At 47.5% G+C, this 16,456-nt stretch carries 18 protein-coding genes; 9 read left to right on the top strand and 9 right to left on the bottom strand.

Translation table 11 applies throughout. The features are described 5' to 3' along the window. Window positions 1–30: 30 nt before the first annotated feature. The 5 genes from ACPV3A_RS31100 to ACPV3A_RS31080 all read right to left on the bottom strand — a co-directional run bounded on the left by ACPV3A_RS31100 (window position 31) and on the right by ACPV3A_RS31080 (window position 4,997). Entirely contained in the window at window positions 31–1,104 is a 1,074-nt protein-coding gene (locus ACPV3A_RS31100; RefSeq protein ID WP_426203537.1) for a hypothetical protein, read from the bottom strand. Window positions 1,105–1,219: 115 nt separating this feature from the next. Further along, window positions 1,220–2,281, bottom strand: a complete 1,062-nt coding sequence (locus ACPV3A_RS31095) for a hypothetical protein (protein WP_426203535.1) — start codon at window positions 2,279–2,281, stop codon at window positions 1,220–1,222. Next, window positions 2,265–2,843, bottom strand: a complete 579-nt coding sequence (locus ACPV3A_RS31090) for an RNA polymerase sigma factor (protein ID WP_426203533.1) — start codon at window positions 2,841–2,843, stop codon at window positions 2,265–2,267. Before ACPV3A_RS31090 ends, ACPV3A_RS31095 begins: the two co-directional genes overlap by 17 nt. Before the next feature lie 440 nt (window positions 2,844–3,283). Further along, on the bottom strand, window positions 3,284–3,688 hold the full coding sequence (locus ACPV3A_RS31085) for a VOC family protein (RefSeq protein ID WP_194540244.1): 405 nt from the start codon (window positions 3,686–3,688) through the stop codon (window positions 3,284–3,286). Between the two features lie 421 nt (window positions 3,689–4,109). Further along, window positions 4,110–4,997, bottom strand: a complete 888-nt coding sequence (locus ACPV3A_RS31080; protein ID WP_426203531.1) for a sigma-70 family RNA polymerase sigma factor — start codon at window positions 4,995–4,997, stop codon at window positions 4,110–4,112. 207 nt (window positions 4,998–5,204) lie between these two features. Here ACPV3A_RS31080 and ACPV3A_RS31075 point away from each other — a divergent pair, with 207 nt between their 5' ends. The 5 genes from ACPV3A_RS31075 (at window position 5,205) to ACPV3A_RS31055 (ending at window position 9,474) form a co-directional block, all read left to right on the top strand. After that, complete coding sequence (locus ACPV3A_RS31075; protein WP_194540246.1) at window positions 5,205–5,582, top strand: VOC family protein; 378 nt, start codon at window positions 5,205–5,207, stop codon at window positions 5,580–5,582. Window positions 5,583–5,837: 255 nt separating this feature from the next. Beyond that, on the top strand, window positions 5,838–7,016 hold the full coding sequence (locus ACPV3A_RS31070) for a sensor histidine kinase (RefSeq protein ID WP_426203529.1): 1,179 nt from the start codon (window positions 5,838–5,840) through the stop codon (window positions 7,014–7,016). Next, window positions 7,003–7,650 (top strand): response regulator, encoded by a 648-nt coding sequence (locus tag ACPV3A_RS31065; RefSeq protein ID WP_426203527.1) that lies wholly within the window; start codon window positions 7,003–7,005, stop codon window positions 7,648–7,650. Before ACPV3A_RS31070 ends, ACPV3A_RS31065 begins: the two co-directional genes overlap by 14 nt. 149 nt (window positions 7,651–7,799) lie before the next feature. Beyond that, window positions 7,800–8,693 carry a CPBP family intramembrane glutamic endopeptidase gene (locus ACPV3A_RS31060; RefSeq protein WP_426203526.1) on the top strand — a complete coding sequence of 298 codons (894 nt, stop codon included), beginning with the start codon at window positions 7,800–7,802 and terminating at the stop codon, window positions 8,691–8,693. Window positions 8,694–8,832: 139 nt separating this feature from the next. Continuing rightward, window positions 8,833–9,474, top strand: coding sequence for an SDR family NAD(P)-dependent oxidoreductase (locus ACPV3A_RS31055; RefSeq protein ID WP_426203524.1), 642 nt, complete (start codon window positions 8,833–8,835; stop codon window positions 9,472–9,474). Between the two features lie 45 nt (window positions 9,475–9,519). On the opposite strand, the gene ACPV3A_RS31050 is transcribed toward ACPV3A_RS31055, so the two are convergent. Then, window positions 9,520–10,065, bottom strand: coding sequence for a helix-turn-helix domain-containing protein (locus ACPV3A_RS31050; RefSeq protein ID WP_194540250.1), 546 nt, complete (start codon window positions 10,063–10,065; stop codon window positions 9,520–9,522). Between the two features lie 329 nt (window positions 10,066–10,394). On the opposite strand from ACPV3A_RS31050, the gene ACPV3A_RS31045 reads away from it, so the two are divergent. From ACPV3A_RS31045 to ACPV3A_RS31030, 4 genes are all read left to right on the top strand, one after another. Then, the gene (locus tag ACPV3A_RS31045; RefSeq protein ID WP_426203521.1) at window positions 10,395–11,291 is read left to right on the top strand and encodes an MBL fold metallo-hydrolase; all 897 of its coding nucleotides are present in this window, start codon (window positions 10,395–10,397) and stop codon (window positions 11,289–11,291) included. Between the two features lie 42 nt (window positions 11,292–11,333). Next, window positions 11,334–12,332 carry an alpha/beta hydrolase gene (locus tag ACPV3A_RS31040; protein WP_426203519.1) on the top strand — a complete coding sequence of 333 codons (999 nt, stop codon included), beginning with the start codon at window positions 11,334–11,336 and terminating at the stop codon, window positions 12,330–12,332. 120 nt (window positions 12,333–12,452) lie between these two features. After that, entirely contained in the window at window positions 12,453–12,833 is a 381-nt protein-coding gene (locus ACPV3A_RS31035; RefSeq protein WP_036618341.1) for a RidA family protein, read from the top strand. 45 nt (window positions 12,834–12,878) lie between these two features. Beyond that, on the top strand, window positions 12,879–13,790 hold the full coding sequence (locus tag ACPV3A_RS31030) for a DMT family transporter (protein ID WP_426203516.1): 912 nt from the start codon (window positions 12,879–12,881) through the stop codon (window positions 13,788–13,790). 161 nt (window positions 13,791–13,951) lie between these two features. On the opposite strand, the gene ACPV3A_RS31025 is transcribed toward ACPV3A_RS31030, so the two are convergent. From ACPV3A_RS31025 to ACPV3A_RS31015, 3 genes are all read right to left on the bottom strand, one after another. Further along, window positions 13,952–14,350, bottom strand: a complete 399-nt coding sequence (locus ACPV3A_RS31025; protein ID WP_426203514.1) for a hypothetical protein — start codon at window positions 14,348–14,350, stop codon at window positions 13,952–13,954. Window positions 14,351–14,412: 62 nt separating this feature from the next. Then, complete coding sequence (rlmH, locus tag ACPV3A_RS31020) at window positions 14,413–14,892, bottom strand: 23S rRNA (pseudouridine(1915)-N(3))-methyltransferase RlmH (protein ID WP_426203602.1); 480 nt, start codon at window positions 14,890–14,892, stop codon at window positions 14,413–14,415. Between the two features lie 268 nt (window positions 14,893–15,160). Continuing rightward, a complete protein-coding gene (locus ACPV3A_RS31015; RefSeq protein WP_426203512.1) occupies window positions 15,161–16,285 on the bottom strand; it encodes a cytochrome P450 in 1,125 nt (374 codons plus the stop codon). Between the last annotated feature and the right edge of the window lie 171 nt (window positions 16,286–16,456).

Raw genomic sequence — 16,456 nt, 5'->3', positions numbered from 1 at the left:
GTGCATCTCCAAGCTGCTTTTCAATACATATCAGTCAATTAACAATTTGAGTTCTTCATTTGGGGGACCTGCGATGGTCATTCCGGAAAAATCGATTGTCTGATTATACTTATCAATGGTAAAGCTGCTAAACGATCCGTCTTTATTAAATCTGGCAGTAACTGAAGGCGCCCCTTCTTTGGTGAACGTCATATGATCCTCATCCCATGCATTTGTACCTCTTGCTCCCTTATATCCTTTCAAATCCAGATCCAGCATATTTTTTGCGTCTTTCATTGCGTTCTTCATTAAAGTGTCTAACGTCAACTTCTTCATCTTTGCACTTATTTCTTTTTCTCGTTTCTGGAATTCTTCATAATTATCTACACCTTTACCATCCTTATGATATACATCAGCTTGGAGCAGCTCCAGCGTCTGTTCTTCAATGGAAAAGATTACATCCATCGTTATTGATTTATACTTATATTGATACACATTCGGTTTACCATCGCGGACATACATCCGATCCAACTCAGCACCTTGCTTGACTTTTCCATCAGTAAGCTTGGAGAATACCTGAGCAGCCTTCTTCTGTACGCTTGCCGGGGCTTCGTCAGGAGCATAATTCACGCCATAAATACTTCCATTCTCCTGCATATACATTTGTTTATTTTGCATAGCATTCGATGAGATTGTACCCTCATAGTAGATTGACTCTGAGATATTCACATATTTCGGTTCTTCCCCCGGGAATAAAGCTTCCCACGTTTCTTTCAGTTTGGTTTGATATTTGCCACCATTTAGATCTTCATAATTGATTTTAATACTGATCGTTTCGAGCTTTCCATTCGCGTTATAAGCAATAATATCGTCCTTGATTTTCTCTCTTTTAAAATGGATAGTATCTTTCGTAGTGGTTCCTTGAATTAACGTATACGTATTTCCTGTCAATTCTTTAAGCTTATCCTGAGCCTTTTGCATAGGGGTCTGCTCTGATTTAGCACCTTGTTCAATGTTTGAATTTACGTTGTTATACGCATTGGATTGATTCGGTGTATCAAATCCAAGCAAACTCCCTGATAATAAGGCTGCTCCGACGATAGGAAAAATTATTTTTTTGTTCATACGAATAAACTCCTTTATTTATTATTTACTTACCTACAGTTTGTAATGGAATGCTTCAGCCACGTTGAAATAAATCTATGAAATCAGAAGCCATCACCCCCTCTCATTGCATTGATTAGTCCATTCCTTTCTCAGATAACTGCTTTAGCTCAATTTTAATAGAATAGATCGTTCCTTTAGAGGTGAACAGCGCAGTCACGTCTGGAGAACCCGCTTTGGTGAACGTTAATGTATCGAACCGGTATTCAAGTTTGGATACGTTATAATCAGCCAAGTCCAGATTCATCCAAACTTTAGCTTGCTTCACGGCTTCCTCACGAATCTTGTGCAGCTCAATTGCTTTTGTTTTCTCAACCAAGTCACGATATTTATTTTTATCATCCACTTTATTGAGTTGATCCGACAACGGAAAGGCTACAACCCTTGTGATCTGATTCGTATTTTTTTGTACATCAATGAGGATAGAACCCTTGTCTGTGTTGTACACGAACTTATATACGGGGTTTTGATTGGGTCTTAGGATCATTCGACTCACTGACCGTTTACTTTGTTTAAAATCCCCAACTTTATTAAAAATTTGATCCGCTGCATCTTTTGCAGCATCTGGAACCTGATTCTCTCCAATCGGTTGTGTCGCATAATACCAGTTGCCTTCGTCAAATTCGATGGATCTGTTTTCGTTTCGCGCCTCTATGTGAAATGTGTTTGGTTTATATTCGTACATAATTACTTCATTAATTGCTTCTCCCTGAGGGAAAATCTCATTCCAAACCCTTTGCAGCTGGCTTTTAAACTCTTGGTCCTCAATGTCATCAAAGCGAATCATCCCCGAATGAAATTTCTTATCCCCATCCGAGCCTTGTACATAAAGTGTATCCGCCGTCTCATTTGGATTTACTTTCATTTCTTTGGCAAACGGATTAATATATTCAAGTAATGATAGCCGCTCTATGGCTTGAGCCATGACAGGAGTTAGAGACACGCAAAGAGCAACCGATGCCGCTGCGATGACTCCCACTCTTCTTGTAAAGAATGGCTTTTGTCTTGACATGCTTTTGGATTCAAGCTTTTCTACAATCTGTTGACTCATGCTGTGCTCTGGCGTCTCCGTGTCCCGAATCATTTGCTCCACTTGGTGAATATTTACGGTTTTAGATGGATTAGGTGATCGACGCATTCACTGTCCCTCCTTCATTAACTTCCTTCGTCTGCAGTTTTTTGCGAAGGCGTTCATACTTTTTGCGCACGGTTGCTGGCTTCATATTCATGATTTCACTAATCTCGTTAAAGTTGTATCGCTGAATCGCACGGAGAACTAATATGTGTCTCTCTTCGGCAGTCAGTAAATTTAGAAAATCCTTCAGTGTAGCTTGACTGTCTATTTGCTGAGTTGAGGTTTCAGGCTGATCATATTTATAACGATCTATAAAACGAAACCACCTTTTTTTGCTCCTGATTTGATTCAGACTGTAATGGTAGGCAATTTTGTACAGCCATGCCGAGAAAATCATATTTGGACGATACTTATGTATCTGTTCATACACTTTGATAAATATTTCTTGTAGAGCATCCTCGGCTTCTTCCTTGTTTTTGAGCATATGATAACAATAGATATACATTGGTTTTTCAAAGTTTCTTATAATGGAAGCAAAAGCTTCCTTATCACCAAGCTTAGTCCTTTCAACCAGCATCTCGATTTCTTCCGAGTTTGATTTAGACTCTCCGTAATGTCTGTCCAAAAATCTTACCCCCTCCTGCCTACACTCTTAAAACACCAATGCAGCTCATTTTGTGACAGTTGCATTAAAAACAATTTGGAAATCATCGACCTTGAAATGATATAAAAGAAAAAGTATTTACTGGTATAAGGTATCTCTTAGGAATTATTTTTAAGTGAATTTAAACTACTTGCGATACGGTTCAGCTTACCGTCTTTATCGGCGAAAAATGCGAAAGGAGCATGCCGCAACATGCCCCTTTGTATTTTTTGATCATTTTATTTACTGTGGTTTCCCCCTTAGTTTTAAATTGAAGGAACCAAACAAAGCGGATTAGGGGAACCCTTGAAAGGTTGTCTCTAATCTTCCCATAATTTCATCCTGTATCTCTTAGTGTAGTTCCATATCTACCTCCGTCTGGGGGTTTCAGGAAAGCTGTTGAAGTCGCCCTTGCAGTGGATTCAATGTCTACCTCTAAACCGTTTAATCGCATCCTCGGTCACCGGCTCGAAGAGGTTAAGAAGGTTGCCATCGGGATCGCGGAATAGCATAGAACGGTTCCCCCACGGCATCATGGTCGGTTCCTTTACCCAATGATCGACAAATGGCTTCAAGCGCACATATTCGGCTTCGACATCGTCGACGCGGAACTCAATAATGACCGTGCGATTATAGCCCCCCACTACGGAACCGACGCCGAATAGCTGCGCCGTCTGGGAGTGGCCGATTGCAAGGGTGCATGATGGCAAGGCGAGTTCGGCAAATACGGGCGCGGGTCGTTCCGCCGAAACCCCCATGACTTTCTCATAGAACTCGACGAGACGATCCACGTCGTCAGTAATAATGCGTACAGAAGCGAAATTCACAAGATACCATCCTTCCTAATAACAGGTTTGGCTGTGTCCCACAGCCGTTGTAAACATACATTTTCCTTATCTATCTCCTTTACATTTACCTGTCCAATTATAAAAAAACGCTACTGACAACCTTATGTCAGTAGCGTTTTAGAATTTTTGGGGTTTCCTCACGAATTTGATTTCGGAATCCATCTTGATGCTCTTTCATATCCTCTACGTAATGATAGTTCGATTCCTTCACCTTATCTGCGATGTCATGGTTAAATCGAAGGCATACTCGCAAGTGGCGACTATCTATAGCTGTATACTCCCTTAAGTCAAAATGCTCGGGGAGTTGCAGCTCCAGCATGATGGCCAACTAACGATCTGTTTTGCTCATTGAATGCTCCCTTGATACGTAATACGGTACAACAGAAACTTGCCGTTACTTTTAATCTTTCAAAGCGGCGATGTCGAGCCCGCTCAGGCGCACCTGATCGGCTGTCATGCCGATCTCAGTGATCTTGCCATCCACAACCGTGAATTCGAGAATGAATATCGGTTGTTCCAATTGTCCTGCGATGACACCTACCGATTCGTTCACAAGCACCAGCTCCATACTACGGGCACGAGTGGCGAATTGATTAGCCTGCTTGGCCACGGCATCTGAACCGCGAACAATCGGCACATTGGCGACTGGCGCGAACGCGGAGTCGTTTCGAAGTACGACATTCGGGTCCAATATCGAGAGCAGTTTCTCAAAGTCTCCGTTACGCGACGCTGCGAGGAATGCATCGACTAGCTCCCTTTTTCCCTGAAGCTCCGCAGTTTCCGAAGTCGATTCGGTCCCCTGGACTCGACGACGTGCACGGCTCGCAAGCTGTCTTGCTGCGGGCTCGTTACACCCGATAATGAAAGCGATCTCCGAGAAAGACACCGCGAATATATCGTGAAGTACGAACGCAATGCGTTCAGCGGGATTCAATTTCTCGAGGACAACGAGCATCGCAAGACCGACGGAAGCAGCAATTACCGCTTCGTGCTCGGGATTGCTTCCGTCTTGATGACCTGTAACCGGTTCAGGTGCACCAGCCAACGCAAGCTCTTCCCGCCGCGACTTACGTGATCGAAGCATATCAAGACACACCCTCGAAATGATGGTTGTCAGCCATCCCCCCATATTCTCGACTTTGCTCGTATTTGAGCGGATAAGACGGATCCATGACTCCTGCACTGCGTCATCTGCTTCGCTCCGAGATCCGAGCATCCGGTAAGCCACCGCCTGCAAAAGATTCCGATGCGCCTCAAATTGTTCGACAAGCCAGTTGTGGTCGTTCATGCGCCACAATCCCACCCTTCACTTCTTATTTACTTATTTGTCGATAGAAGCTCTGTAAATGTGACGGAGATGTGAGGAAAAAATTTCGATCAATCGGTCACGTTTTTTCGAACGCTTACGACATAGTTAGTGACAAGGGAAACCGGTCGTCAGGTGATGTGCTCATCGGTGCCCCGAGAAATCAAATTCTTAATTGGAGGAGTTAAAATGAAAACTGTAAACCCATTAGTAATCGTAGACCATTGTGAAGATGCATTAAAGTTCTATCATGAAGTATTGAACGGTGAAGTAAAGGTTCTCAACAAGAATGATGGTAAAGCGACATTCGCCCATTTTCTGTTAGATCATTCTATCATCCAAATTTCTGACTCCGCGGCAGTAGGTTATCCGGTAACCCCTGGCGGGAATCATCGAATCTACCTGCAGTTCGATAATGAAGAGGAAATCAAGACGGTATACGAAGCATTCAAGACAGGCGGAAAAGTTGATTCTGAATTGCAAAAGACCTTTTTTGGCGCACTTCTTGCCGTATTGACTGATAAGTTCGGAGTTAATTGGAACCTGGTTTACTTTTTTGCAAAGTAGAAGTTCGGAGTGATTACTGACTGCTGGTTGAAGAATTATTTCATTTTTTTTATTTTGTCATACTCGCAAAGTAAAATGAATGGGCGTCCAACTGGACGCCTTTTGTTCTTCTAGTTCTACTTTTCGCTTCGCTGTTTCTTAGTACGGTTCTCCTTATCATCTAAAGGGCGAAATCGAAGGGCGCTTAATAGTTGTCAACGGGTGCTGGCTGGAATGCGAGGTTCCAAGTTTATAGATTTCCTGTATGATGATGTTATGAATAGAATATTATCTTTTATGGATTGGGGTATATTCGCTCTTCGTTTATACCATTACATTTTGCTGTTGTCCCAGGCTCTGACGGTAAGTGAGTTTTCGATCCGAACGTTATTAGACGTGATCTGGCTGAGCATAGCCCTTGTCGTCCCTTTGCTGTTCTGGTTTCCTGGGCGCCGGACGACGAACAAATTCTGGTTTTGTATACTAGAGCTGTTACTAGGCGGTTCTTATTATGTGCATTCTGTGATTGATCCGGATCTGACTTCAAAAGCTGACTATTTGCTGCCGAGTCTTACAATGGGGTACTTATTGACTAAGCAAACCCTTTGGATCATCCCCGTCATTGTTTTTATTCCATTTTCCTTTCAATCTTACCTCAGATTATCTTGGGAGCAAGCCCTAAGTATCGGAACAGACAATCTGCTATTCTGCTTCATTGGCATGTGGGCAAGCTTCGTCGCCAAGGCGTATAATCAGAAGAATACACTGGTGGCCGAAGTGGAACGTCAAAATAAACTGTTAACTCACTACTCGGCCGAGATCGAGAAAATGACTCTGCTTGAAGAGCGCAACCGCATGTCGAAGGAGCTTCATGATACACTGGGACATTCCTTTATCTCACTCATTCTGAGCCTTGATGCCTCTATTGCCCTTATGGATAGCAAGCCTGCCGAGGCCAAAGATCGATTAACTCGCTTAAGAACATTGGCTGAGAATAATTTGGACGAGATGAGAAACATCGTTCACGAGATGGGAGAAGAAGAGGAATCCAGTCTGATTCGACAGGTTGAATCCCTTGTGGCCCGTTTCCGGGAACACACGGGTACGGGCCTGACTTTGAGTCTGCCGGAGACAGAACGCTCCATACGTTTTGAAGTCCGGCAAGCGGTCCTTCGGGTCATCCAGGAATCCCTTACCAACGCATTAAAGCATGGAAAGGCATCTCAGCTTCATCTGGAGCTTACATTTTCCGAGAGCGATCTGCAATTGTCCGTTCGAAATAACGGGAACCCGATCGACAAGCTCAATTACGGCTTCGGCTTGACCACGATGAAACAGCGGGTTGAGCGGTTGGGTGGTCGCCTTCAGCTATTTTCTGTGAAGGGAACTCCAGCAATGACCGAAGTCCGATGTGAAATCCCGCTGAAAGGAATGATGCCGCATGGAGAAAATTAAGGTGCTGATTGCCGATGATCAAGAATTGATTCTCGAGAGTTTACATATCGTGTTGTCCATGGAAGAAGATTTGGAAATTGTCGGTTTGGCCAAGAATGGCGAAGAGGCACTGAAAGGCTGCGAGCAGTTTATGCCGGATATTGTGTTGATGGATATCAATATGCCAGTCATGGACGGCGTCGCCGCAACGAACCTGATTAAAGAACGAATACCTGCAACCAAAATCATCATGCTGACCTCCTATAAGGAAGTTGAATATGTATTAGCGGCGTTAAGCTGTGGAGCAGAAGGTTATCTGCTCAAAGCCCTTCATCCCAAAGAACTAGCTGCAGGCATACGGGTGGTTCAGGCGGGAGGGACTTTAATCTCGCAGGAAATGGCAAGTAAAATGATCAAGAGCATCAACAATACCAACCCTGCGAGAAATAATGAATTCGGGCTCACTGCCCGTGAAATCGAAGTGCTGCATAAGCTGGCTTCTGGCCTTCGTAATCAAGACATTGCCGAGGCGCTGTATCTTAGTGAAGGAACGGTCAAAAATTATATCTCCACGATTTATTCGAAGCTGAATGTGAAAGGAAGGCGGGAGGCCGCCCGTAAAGCCCGAGATTCGGGAATGCTGGATCATTCATAAGCCGATCCCCAAAAAGCTGGTGACTCATTAGAGTTACCGGCTTTTTTCGCATATAGCCATAGATTAAATGATGACAAAAGCGCACTGTCTCCTATGACTTTTTCAGCCTATACTCATAGCATCAACCAACCGAGGAGGCAATGTAAGACATGAAGAAAAAAGTGTCCGCAAATAAAGAGAGCCTGCAGAATGGCGGGAAATTAAGCGCTTGGAGTACATTTTGGCGTTTTCCAATCGTCTGGATGCTTGCGGGGGCTGTCGGTATTGTTGTCATAGATACGTTATTCCGGCAGTTGACAGAGCGAGTGGACGGGGTGATTTCCCTTGTCCTTACACTAGTGATGGGGTTGCTGGCCATCTTGGTTTATAAGCTTACGCTGACATACCTGGCCCGGCGTGCCACTCCAGAGATAGCTGGTCAGCGCGCAGGGATCGAAACCTTGCTGGGCGTGCTAACCGGGACAATCTTTATCGCAGGGGCCGTCTTTATCATTATGGCGCTGGGAGGATACTCCTTTCAGTGGGCAAGTTCTGCGAATGCGGGTTCTGTTCTACTATCCACCATTGGAGCAGCTTTAGGAGCAGCCATTGTCGAGGAGCTTATCTTTCGCGGACTTATGTTACAAGCCATTGATAAACTGGGGGGAACACCGCTCGCGCTCGCTATAACCTCTCTATTCTTTGGAGTTGCCCATCTTGGCAATGCAGGGGCAACATTATGGAGCGCGTTCGCCATAGCCCTGGAAGCAGGCGTTCTGCTCGGAGCCGCCTTCCTGTGGCGTCGGAGCTTGTGGTTTGCCATGGGACTGCATTTTGCTTGGAATACTATTGAGGGTTTGCTTGGCATTCCTGTTTCCGGACACTCATCTGCCGGTCTATTTACGGTAGAGGTGAACGGTGCCTCGCTTCTCACAGGTGGCGATTTTGGACTTGAAGGTTCCATTGTTCCGGTTGTGGGCAGTCTTCTGTTGTCTATTCCTATGCTCATTGGGGCTGCGCGGTATCGAAGGGTTGACGCCCGGAACCTTCCTGTATCGAAGTAAACGGCAGACAAGTTTCTTCGAAGGCTATTCTATGCGGGATCCCTTGTCATGAAAAACAAATTTCATAATGCTTCCATTTACCTTGTACTCGACCTTACGTCAACGAGTATACTCAATGTAATATGCCCTGCCGAACGATTTGTCCAAAGCAGGTGCCCCGCGCCAACTATCCCAAACCATGGGCGATCTCGGCCTTGCGGTCGATATTCTCATCAACAACGCAGGCTTCGGCACATACGGCCGCTTTGAGGATATGGATCCGGAGCGAGAGCAGGAAGAGATTATGTTGAACACCGCTGCGCTTGTCGACCTGACGCATCACTTTCTGCCCGGCATGTTGGGGCGCAAGGATGGAATCGTCGTAAACGTGGCTTCAATGGCCGCGTTTGCGCCTTGCGCCTATTCAGCTGTTTACGGTGCTTCCAAAGCATTCGTGTTATCTTTCACCGAAGCGCTATGGGCGGAAACCCGCGGACGCGGTGTCCGTGTACTTGCCCTGTGCCCAGGTGCGACGGATACAGGTTTTTTCGAGGCTGTCGGCAGCCGGGACAAGGCGGCGGGCAGCGCGATGTCCACCCCGGAGAACGTTGTTCAAGCCGGATTTCGTGGAATCGATAGAGGCAGCAGTTATATCATCGACGGGCGCAACAATTATATGGCGGCACAGCTGGGTCGTTTTCTTCCCCGACGCAGAGTAGCTTTGATCATGGAACGCATGTTCAGCTTAACGGGGCTATCGGCCAAAAATACTAAAGGGGTTCCCTTCCGCTGTTCTTTATAAAAGATCATCAGCGGTTCGTACGGATGTACCTCCAATTCCGTTCCGTCAAAAAGTAGGCGGAGTAGCAACTGCTATTAGCAGCGTTTCGCCTTCCCAGATATTCTTATAGCTATGGGGGATTCTGGCATCATAATAGATACTGTCCCCTTCTTCGAGCGTGTAACGTTCATTGCCCAGCATAAACTCCAAACGCCCGGAGTGGACAAATAGAAATTCCTCTCCATCGCTATGGCCGACGCCAATGTCGCCGTAAGCCGCTCCTTCTTCCAACACTCCCCATATCGGTCCCATTCGGTTGCTGCTTCCTTGACTGAGCGCGTACCAGGTAATACGGGAACCTTCGGAATGCACCAAAGGTTTGCGCTCGTTTTTCCTAACGACAATGCTTCGTTTCTCCTCGCCAAACAAATCGGTAAAATTCACGTTTAATGCATTCGCTATGCGCTTCAGAACACTGATGGACGGATTCGCCTTATCGCGTTCAATTTCACTAAGAAAAGATAAGGATACAGAGGCTGCTTGAGCTACCTTCTTGAGCGTTAATTTATGTTTTTTTCGCGTGCTTCGAATGGCTTCGCCGATCGAATTCATATGCAAGCCTCCTAAATTTTCGATGCGATTTCGCTGTCGGCGAAATTTATAACTTTATAATAGGCGTAAACATGAGCAATATCAAGCCCTTTCACTAGTGCGAAATTACGGTGTAAAAACGTTGATTTGGCGCCATTATTGGACTAACATTTAATCAAGGTTAGCGAACGAATCTTACCCGGGTATCTGAGCATCGTTCATTTCAACAGAATCATTTTCATTTACAGCGAAATTTTTATGGATAATAAGAAACGAATCACATTGATGCAACGGCTTCCTTGTTATTCGGTTCAAAGAGATATGCCCGAAGGACGAAAGGAGTTAAAAGAATGACCGCTAAAATTCCCAAGGTCTATCGAGTCGGTGATGTTACCGTGACGCGTGTCACGGAGATGATGCTTGACGGTATTCCGCCAGAAGTATATTTTCCGGGATCGTGGAACCCCCTGTTCCTGGAGGAGAATCGGAACTCTCTTCCAGCTGGCCTGATCGATGGCAATTCTCAGCTTATCGTCAGCATTGGAACGTGGGTGGTGAAAACCCCGAAGCATACGATCCTTATCGATACGGCTACAGGAAACAATAAAAACTTGCCTTTAAATCCCGATCTCGCCAATCTCCAGCTCCCCTATCTCGAGCGGCTGAAGCAGGCTGGGGTTACACCGGAGGAAGTGGACTACGTTCTGCTGACGCATCTGCATGTGGACCATGTTGGCTGGAATACAAAGCTTGTGGATGGAAAATGGGTACCGACCTTCCCCAATGCCAAATACGTATTTCCCCACGCAGAGCAGCAATATTACTCCAGCGAGGCCAGCCACAACGAGGCAAACGAAGCAAACTTTAACGTTTACGAAGAAAGCGTATTGCCTGTTGTTGAAGCCGGCTTAACGCAGACCATTGGCCCTGAGGGCGGGGAATTCCTTGATCTATTCACATTCATTCCGACACCCGGCCACAGCATCGGCCAAATGTCTATCCGTCTTAAATCCGGCGAAGAAGAAGCTTTATTCGGCGCCGATGTGATGCATCATCCGTTTCAGGTCTATAATCCGGAATGGAATTCAATGTACTGCGAATTTTCCGATCAAGCGCGTGTTTCACGGCTCCGGGTGCTGGAGCTCATCGCGGATCGCCCGGTCATTTATTTCAGTACGCATTTCCCCGGAAGTGCGGCGGGGTACGTGACTCGCAGCGGGGGCAAGTATAAGTGGAACTTTATTTAATACAGCCTGATAACAAAATCCAATACGGAAGGCGCTGAGCTTATGACAACCCATGATTTTCTTAAAAATAACCCTATCGTGACCGAAGACCTGCATATCCCGAGCGATACGCCGGGAATCGAGCTTTATGTACGAAATAAACGTCCCGCTTCCATGAATACCTTCTCTAACGAAAAAACAATCGTAATGGTTCATGGCGCTACCTATTCAATTGGCAGTCTGTACGATGTGGAGCTGGACGGCTTCACTTTTCTGGACTACCTTGCCAGCCATGGCTATGACGTATACGCCGTGGACGTTCGCGGCTACGGCGGCTCGACAAGACCGCCTGAGATGGAGCAGCCTGCCGACCTTAATCCGCCGCTTGTCCGCACGGAGACAGGTGTCCGGGATTTTGGTACAGCCGTGGACTACGTTCTGAAACGCCGGAATTTGACGAAGGTCAACATACTGGGAATGTCTTGGGGGGGAACCGTTGCGGGAGCTTATACCAGCCAAAACAACGAGAAAGTAAACAAGCTTACGCTTGTTGCACCGCAATGGCTAAGCTCCAAACCGGTTCCGATCGATACCGGAGGCCCGCTCGGTTCGTATCGCCTTGTTGCTGCCGGCAACACGAAGGAACGCTGGCTTAGCGCGGCGCCAGAGCATAAACGCGGTGAACTGATTCCGGACGGCTGGTTTGAACAATGGGTCGAAGCCACTCTTGCTTCGGATCCGGGGAGCTTAACCGATCATCCCGAGCATATCCGGGCGACCAACGGCCCTATCCTGGATATCCGCGAATACTGGACGGTTGGCAAAGCTTTCTATGATCCTAAGGATATCACGGTTCCCGTCCTTCTGGTCCATGCCGAGTGGGATATCGATGTCCCTCTTGAATTGGCGCAGAGTTTCTTCACTTCCCTGACAGGAGCCGCCTACCGCCGCTGGGTGGAAATCGGTGAAGGGACGCACATGGTATTGCTGGAGAAAAACAGACTTCAGGCTTTTCAAGCCATTCGCGGTTTCTTGGATGAAATATACGCGCCGGCGAAGTAAAGCTGCCGCTGCACAGTCGGACTCTAAGATTATATTGCTTGCCTAATGAGGGGCCCGGGCTGTCGCCTCGGGCCTTTTTCTTCACCCATTTATCAAAGAGACGGAGAGGAATTAAATACGATGAGCCATATCGCTATTACAACAACACAAGCACCCGCAGCTATCGGCCCTTATTCGCAGGCCATCGCTTTAGGAAATGCCGTCTATACGTCGGGCATGCTTCCGATTGATGCCGAAGGAAATCTGAAAGAAGGCATCGTTGACCAAACCCATCAAATAGTAAAGAACCTGCAAGCCGTTTTAGCTGAAGCTGGATTATCTTTAGCAGACGTTGTAAAAACATCCGTTTTCATGACGGATTTAGAGCATTTTCAGCAGATGAATGAAGTGTACAGCCAATATTTCAGCGATCATCACCCTGCCAGAACAACCGTAGAAGTGTCTAAACTTCCAAGAGACGCCAAGATTGAAATAGAGCTTATCGCAGTCAAACGCAATTAAATCCGCTCCATTATCCTTTATTTCTGTGAAAGAAGGCGCATCTGCTTGCGAACTTATTTGCTTCTCTTGTTTTGCGCAGCCCTTTACGGGAGCAACTTCGTGTTAGGCTCGCTGCTGCTGGAAGCATTCCCCGCCTTGCATCTGTCGGCATACCGGCTTCTGGTTTCATCGGCGTTCCTGCTTATTTATTTGGTTGCAACTCGTGGCTTGGCGAAGATTACGTTCCGCGACTTCGTTTATTTGGTCCCCTTCGTTCTATTCGGGATGCTGCTTCACCAAGTTTCTTTCTTTACAGGTCTCCGGACAACGGACGCAACCACAGCTTCGCTCATCTTATCGTTAGCTCCAATTTTCACGGCGCTATTTGCCCGCTTATTTTTGAAAGAGCCGTTAACGAAACGCATGGTTGCAGGCTCGATTGTCGCCCTCACCGGTGTCTTCTTCGTGGTTGGAACTGGCGGAAGGATGAGCACAGCCATTACCGAAGGCGTCTGGATCATGTTTATCTGTATGTTGGCATTGTCGGGATCTATGATCCTCATGAAAAAGCTGACGGAACGTATGGATGCGTTTGTCGCAACGGTGTATACCACCGTACTCGGCTGCATCTCGGTATACCCGGTGGCGGTCTGGAGCGAGCCTAACGTACAATTACAGCCTCACTTTTGGTGGTGGGTTCTCTTGGTCGGTTCGGCGCTGCTTATTCAGGGCTTATGCGCCGTAATCTGGAATGCGCAGATTCGCAAGGTAGGGGCGGCTAAAGCCTCCCTGTTTCTGAATTTACAACCGTTTGTCGCCATGATTTTAGGTTATATCACGCTCGGCACCCCGATTTCCTTAACGCAAGTGGCAGGATCTGTTCTCATTATTTCCGGCGTGGTTCTAGCCACTATGCAGGGACAGAGAACAAGGAAAACAGAAGGCGATACATTGAAAATATCCTCTGCCAAGAGGTAAAAAGCCTGCGCTGTAATCGAGGCTCACTAGAAAAAGATGGAGGTCTTACGACAAGCCAAAGGGAGCGCTTTATATCATGGCTCCCTTTGGCTTTAGGTTTAGGGCCATCCTTTTGCGGGATGGCCCTTTCTTTGATTCGCTTGATCACGCCTTTTAGATTCTTACTTAGATTCGATGCGACCTAATGGATTGGCACCCTCCTCCAGATCTTTCCGGGCTGCCAACCAGCTTGAATCGTCGAGATTGAGCGCATCGCGAAGGTAAGGCCACGTGAGCTGCTGGAGCAAAGCATCTCGTTCGGGGTTCTCGTCCGTCGTCTCCGCGACGTTGTACCCGGAGATTCCGCCAAGTATATGTTCTGCACCGAAGAGGGTGAGCAGGCTTTTACTGCCCGGGCTCAGGAAGTAGGGGTCTGTGAACCAGTCCGGCCCCTTCCACCAAATAACGGAGGGGGATTTTGCTTCAGCAAGCAACAGTACCCTCCAGGTACCCCATCGTTCTGTACTCCAAAAGCAAGCAGCTGCCCGTTTATACCGACTTTTCCTCCGAGTAAGATTCATCCCAAACTCATGCCTGGAAAAGTGCCCTTCCAAGAACTCGGGTATCTCCGATAAACTTGCCCTTATTTATGATACGGTTCCCCCCGGTTAATCTTCACCGCCCGGTAAATCTGCTCCACCAGCACCAGCCGCATCAGTTGGTGCGGCAGGGTCATCCGCCCGAAGCTGAGCTTCGTCTGGGCGCGCTTCAGGACGTCCGCGGAGAGGCCGTTGGAGCCGCCGATGACAAAAGCCACGTTGCTGGTCCCGTACGTGCCCAGCTTGTCCATATGGGCCGCCAGGTCCTCGCTGGACCACAGCTGGCCGCCGATCGCGAGGGCGATGACATGGGTGTCTGGCTTGATATGGCTGAGAATGCCCACACCCTCCTTCTCCTGCACTTGGCGTATTTCCGCTTCGCTCATGTTCTCTGGAGCTTTCTCATCCGGCACCTCGTGCACGGACAGGCGCACGTAAGGCGCAAGACGCTTACTGTATTCGGCAATGCCCTGCACCAGATACTTCTCCTTCAACTTGCCTACGCATACCATCTGTATATTCATGGCGTATTTTCGCTCCTTAAACTCTGCTGTTATGTCGTTCATTCTAACATTGTACCGCCACCAATTAAAGGACATACACAGACCCCGACCCGCCTTCCTACAGCAAGCTCCCACATTTCCTTTTCAATACAAAATCAATCCAGCAGAGCATTAGAGTTTTGAGAATCGCCAACTCGTTTACTTCTAAGCTTGCTCGACCGAGTTTGACCAACTTACATCAATTATTGAAAAAAGCCACTCTCCCTAAGAGTGGCTCTTCTCTTCCTATCTATTTTAAAATGATCGGCAGCTCTTTCAGCGCGAACATCATCGTGCTATCCATCCGTGCCAGTTCTACCGAGCGATCACGACGAAATTCGGGATAACGGTCCAGCAAAGTCTGAAGGGCAATCCGGGACTCCATACGGGCCAGCTGGGAGCCCATGCAGTAATGAATGCCGCTTCCCAAGCCCAGATGCGGGTTCGGGTTGCGGTGGATGTTGAATACATCCGGCTGATCGAACACATCCTCGTCATGGTTGGCCGAGGCCATCCAGATATAAACGTACTGCCCTTGCTTCAGCTCCTGCCCCCGCAGCACCGTGTCCTGCTTCACGCTGCGGAACATCACTTGAACAGGCGAGAAGTAACGGAAAACTTCTTCGATTGCCCCTGGAAGCAGTGCTGAGTCTCCAAGCACCTCTGCACGGACCTCAGGCAGACTGTCGAAGGCTAGCGCGGCCGATGAGATCAGATTGGTTGTCGTTTCATTACCCGCTACGAGGAGGAGAATACAGAACCCGATAATCTCCAGTTCGGTTAGGTGTTCATTGTCAATACGCGCCTCCACCAGCTTCGTGATTAGATCCTCCGGCGGATGGCGACGGCGGTCCTCGGCGATCTCCGAGAAGTATTCGCTCATCTCCCGCTGACACTGATAATAAGCCTCCCCATTGTCACCCACCAACGCGTCCGACCAGGCCTTGAACCGTTCCCGATCTTCCATCGATACGCCGAGCATCTCCGCGATCACCGTGATCGGCAGCGGGCTTGCGAGATCGGCCACGATATCCATCTTCCCCTTCTTCTTCGCTTCGTCCAGCAGGGATGTCGTAATCTCCTGGATCTTAGGGGCAAGCGATTCGATCATGCGAGGCGTAAAAGCATGGGATACCAGCTTACGCAGCTGACGGTGCTTCGGAGGGTCCTGCCGAAGAACACTGGATTCAATGGGATCATCGGAAGAAGAGCCCCCTTGGGAAGAGAACACTTCGTAATTCGTAAAGACGGCTTTGACATCCTCGTATTTAAAAACATTCCAGGCCCCATGACCATCCATTGTCGTTACCGGAGATTCCGTTCTCATCTGGCGGAACCATTCCAGCGGGAGTAAACCGTTCTTATTCCATTCCATGCTTAACACCTTCGCTTTCCATCGCAAAATTTGAACTGACTAGTCAGTTATGCATAATTAAAAAAGAAGGCCTTGCTTATTCAAGCGATATAAACAGGCCTTGGGTAATCATCGTAAAGGCAAACCGCTCCAGATCCTCTCGCGAATACCGATCTTGATACCGATCTTGAT

Origin of the sequence: Paenibacillus sp. Dod16 (genome assembly GCF_049893405.1) — a bacterium.
Taxonomy (GTDB): Bacteria; Bacillota; Bacilli; order Paenibacillales; family Paenibacillaceae; genus Paenibacillus_AQ.
The sequence above is the reverse complement of the archived record's forward strand: the minus strand, read 5'-3'. Positions and strand labels throughout refer to the sequence as shown.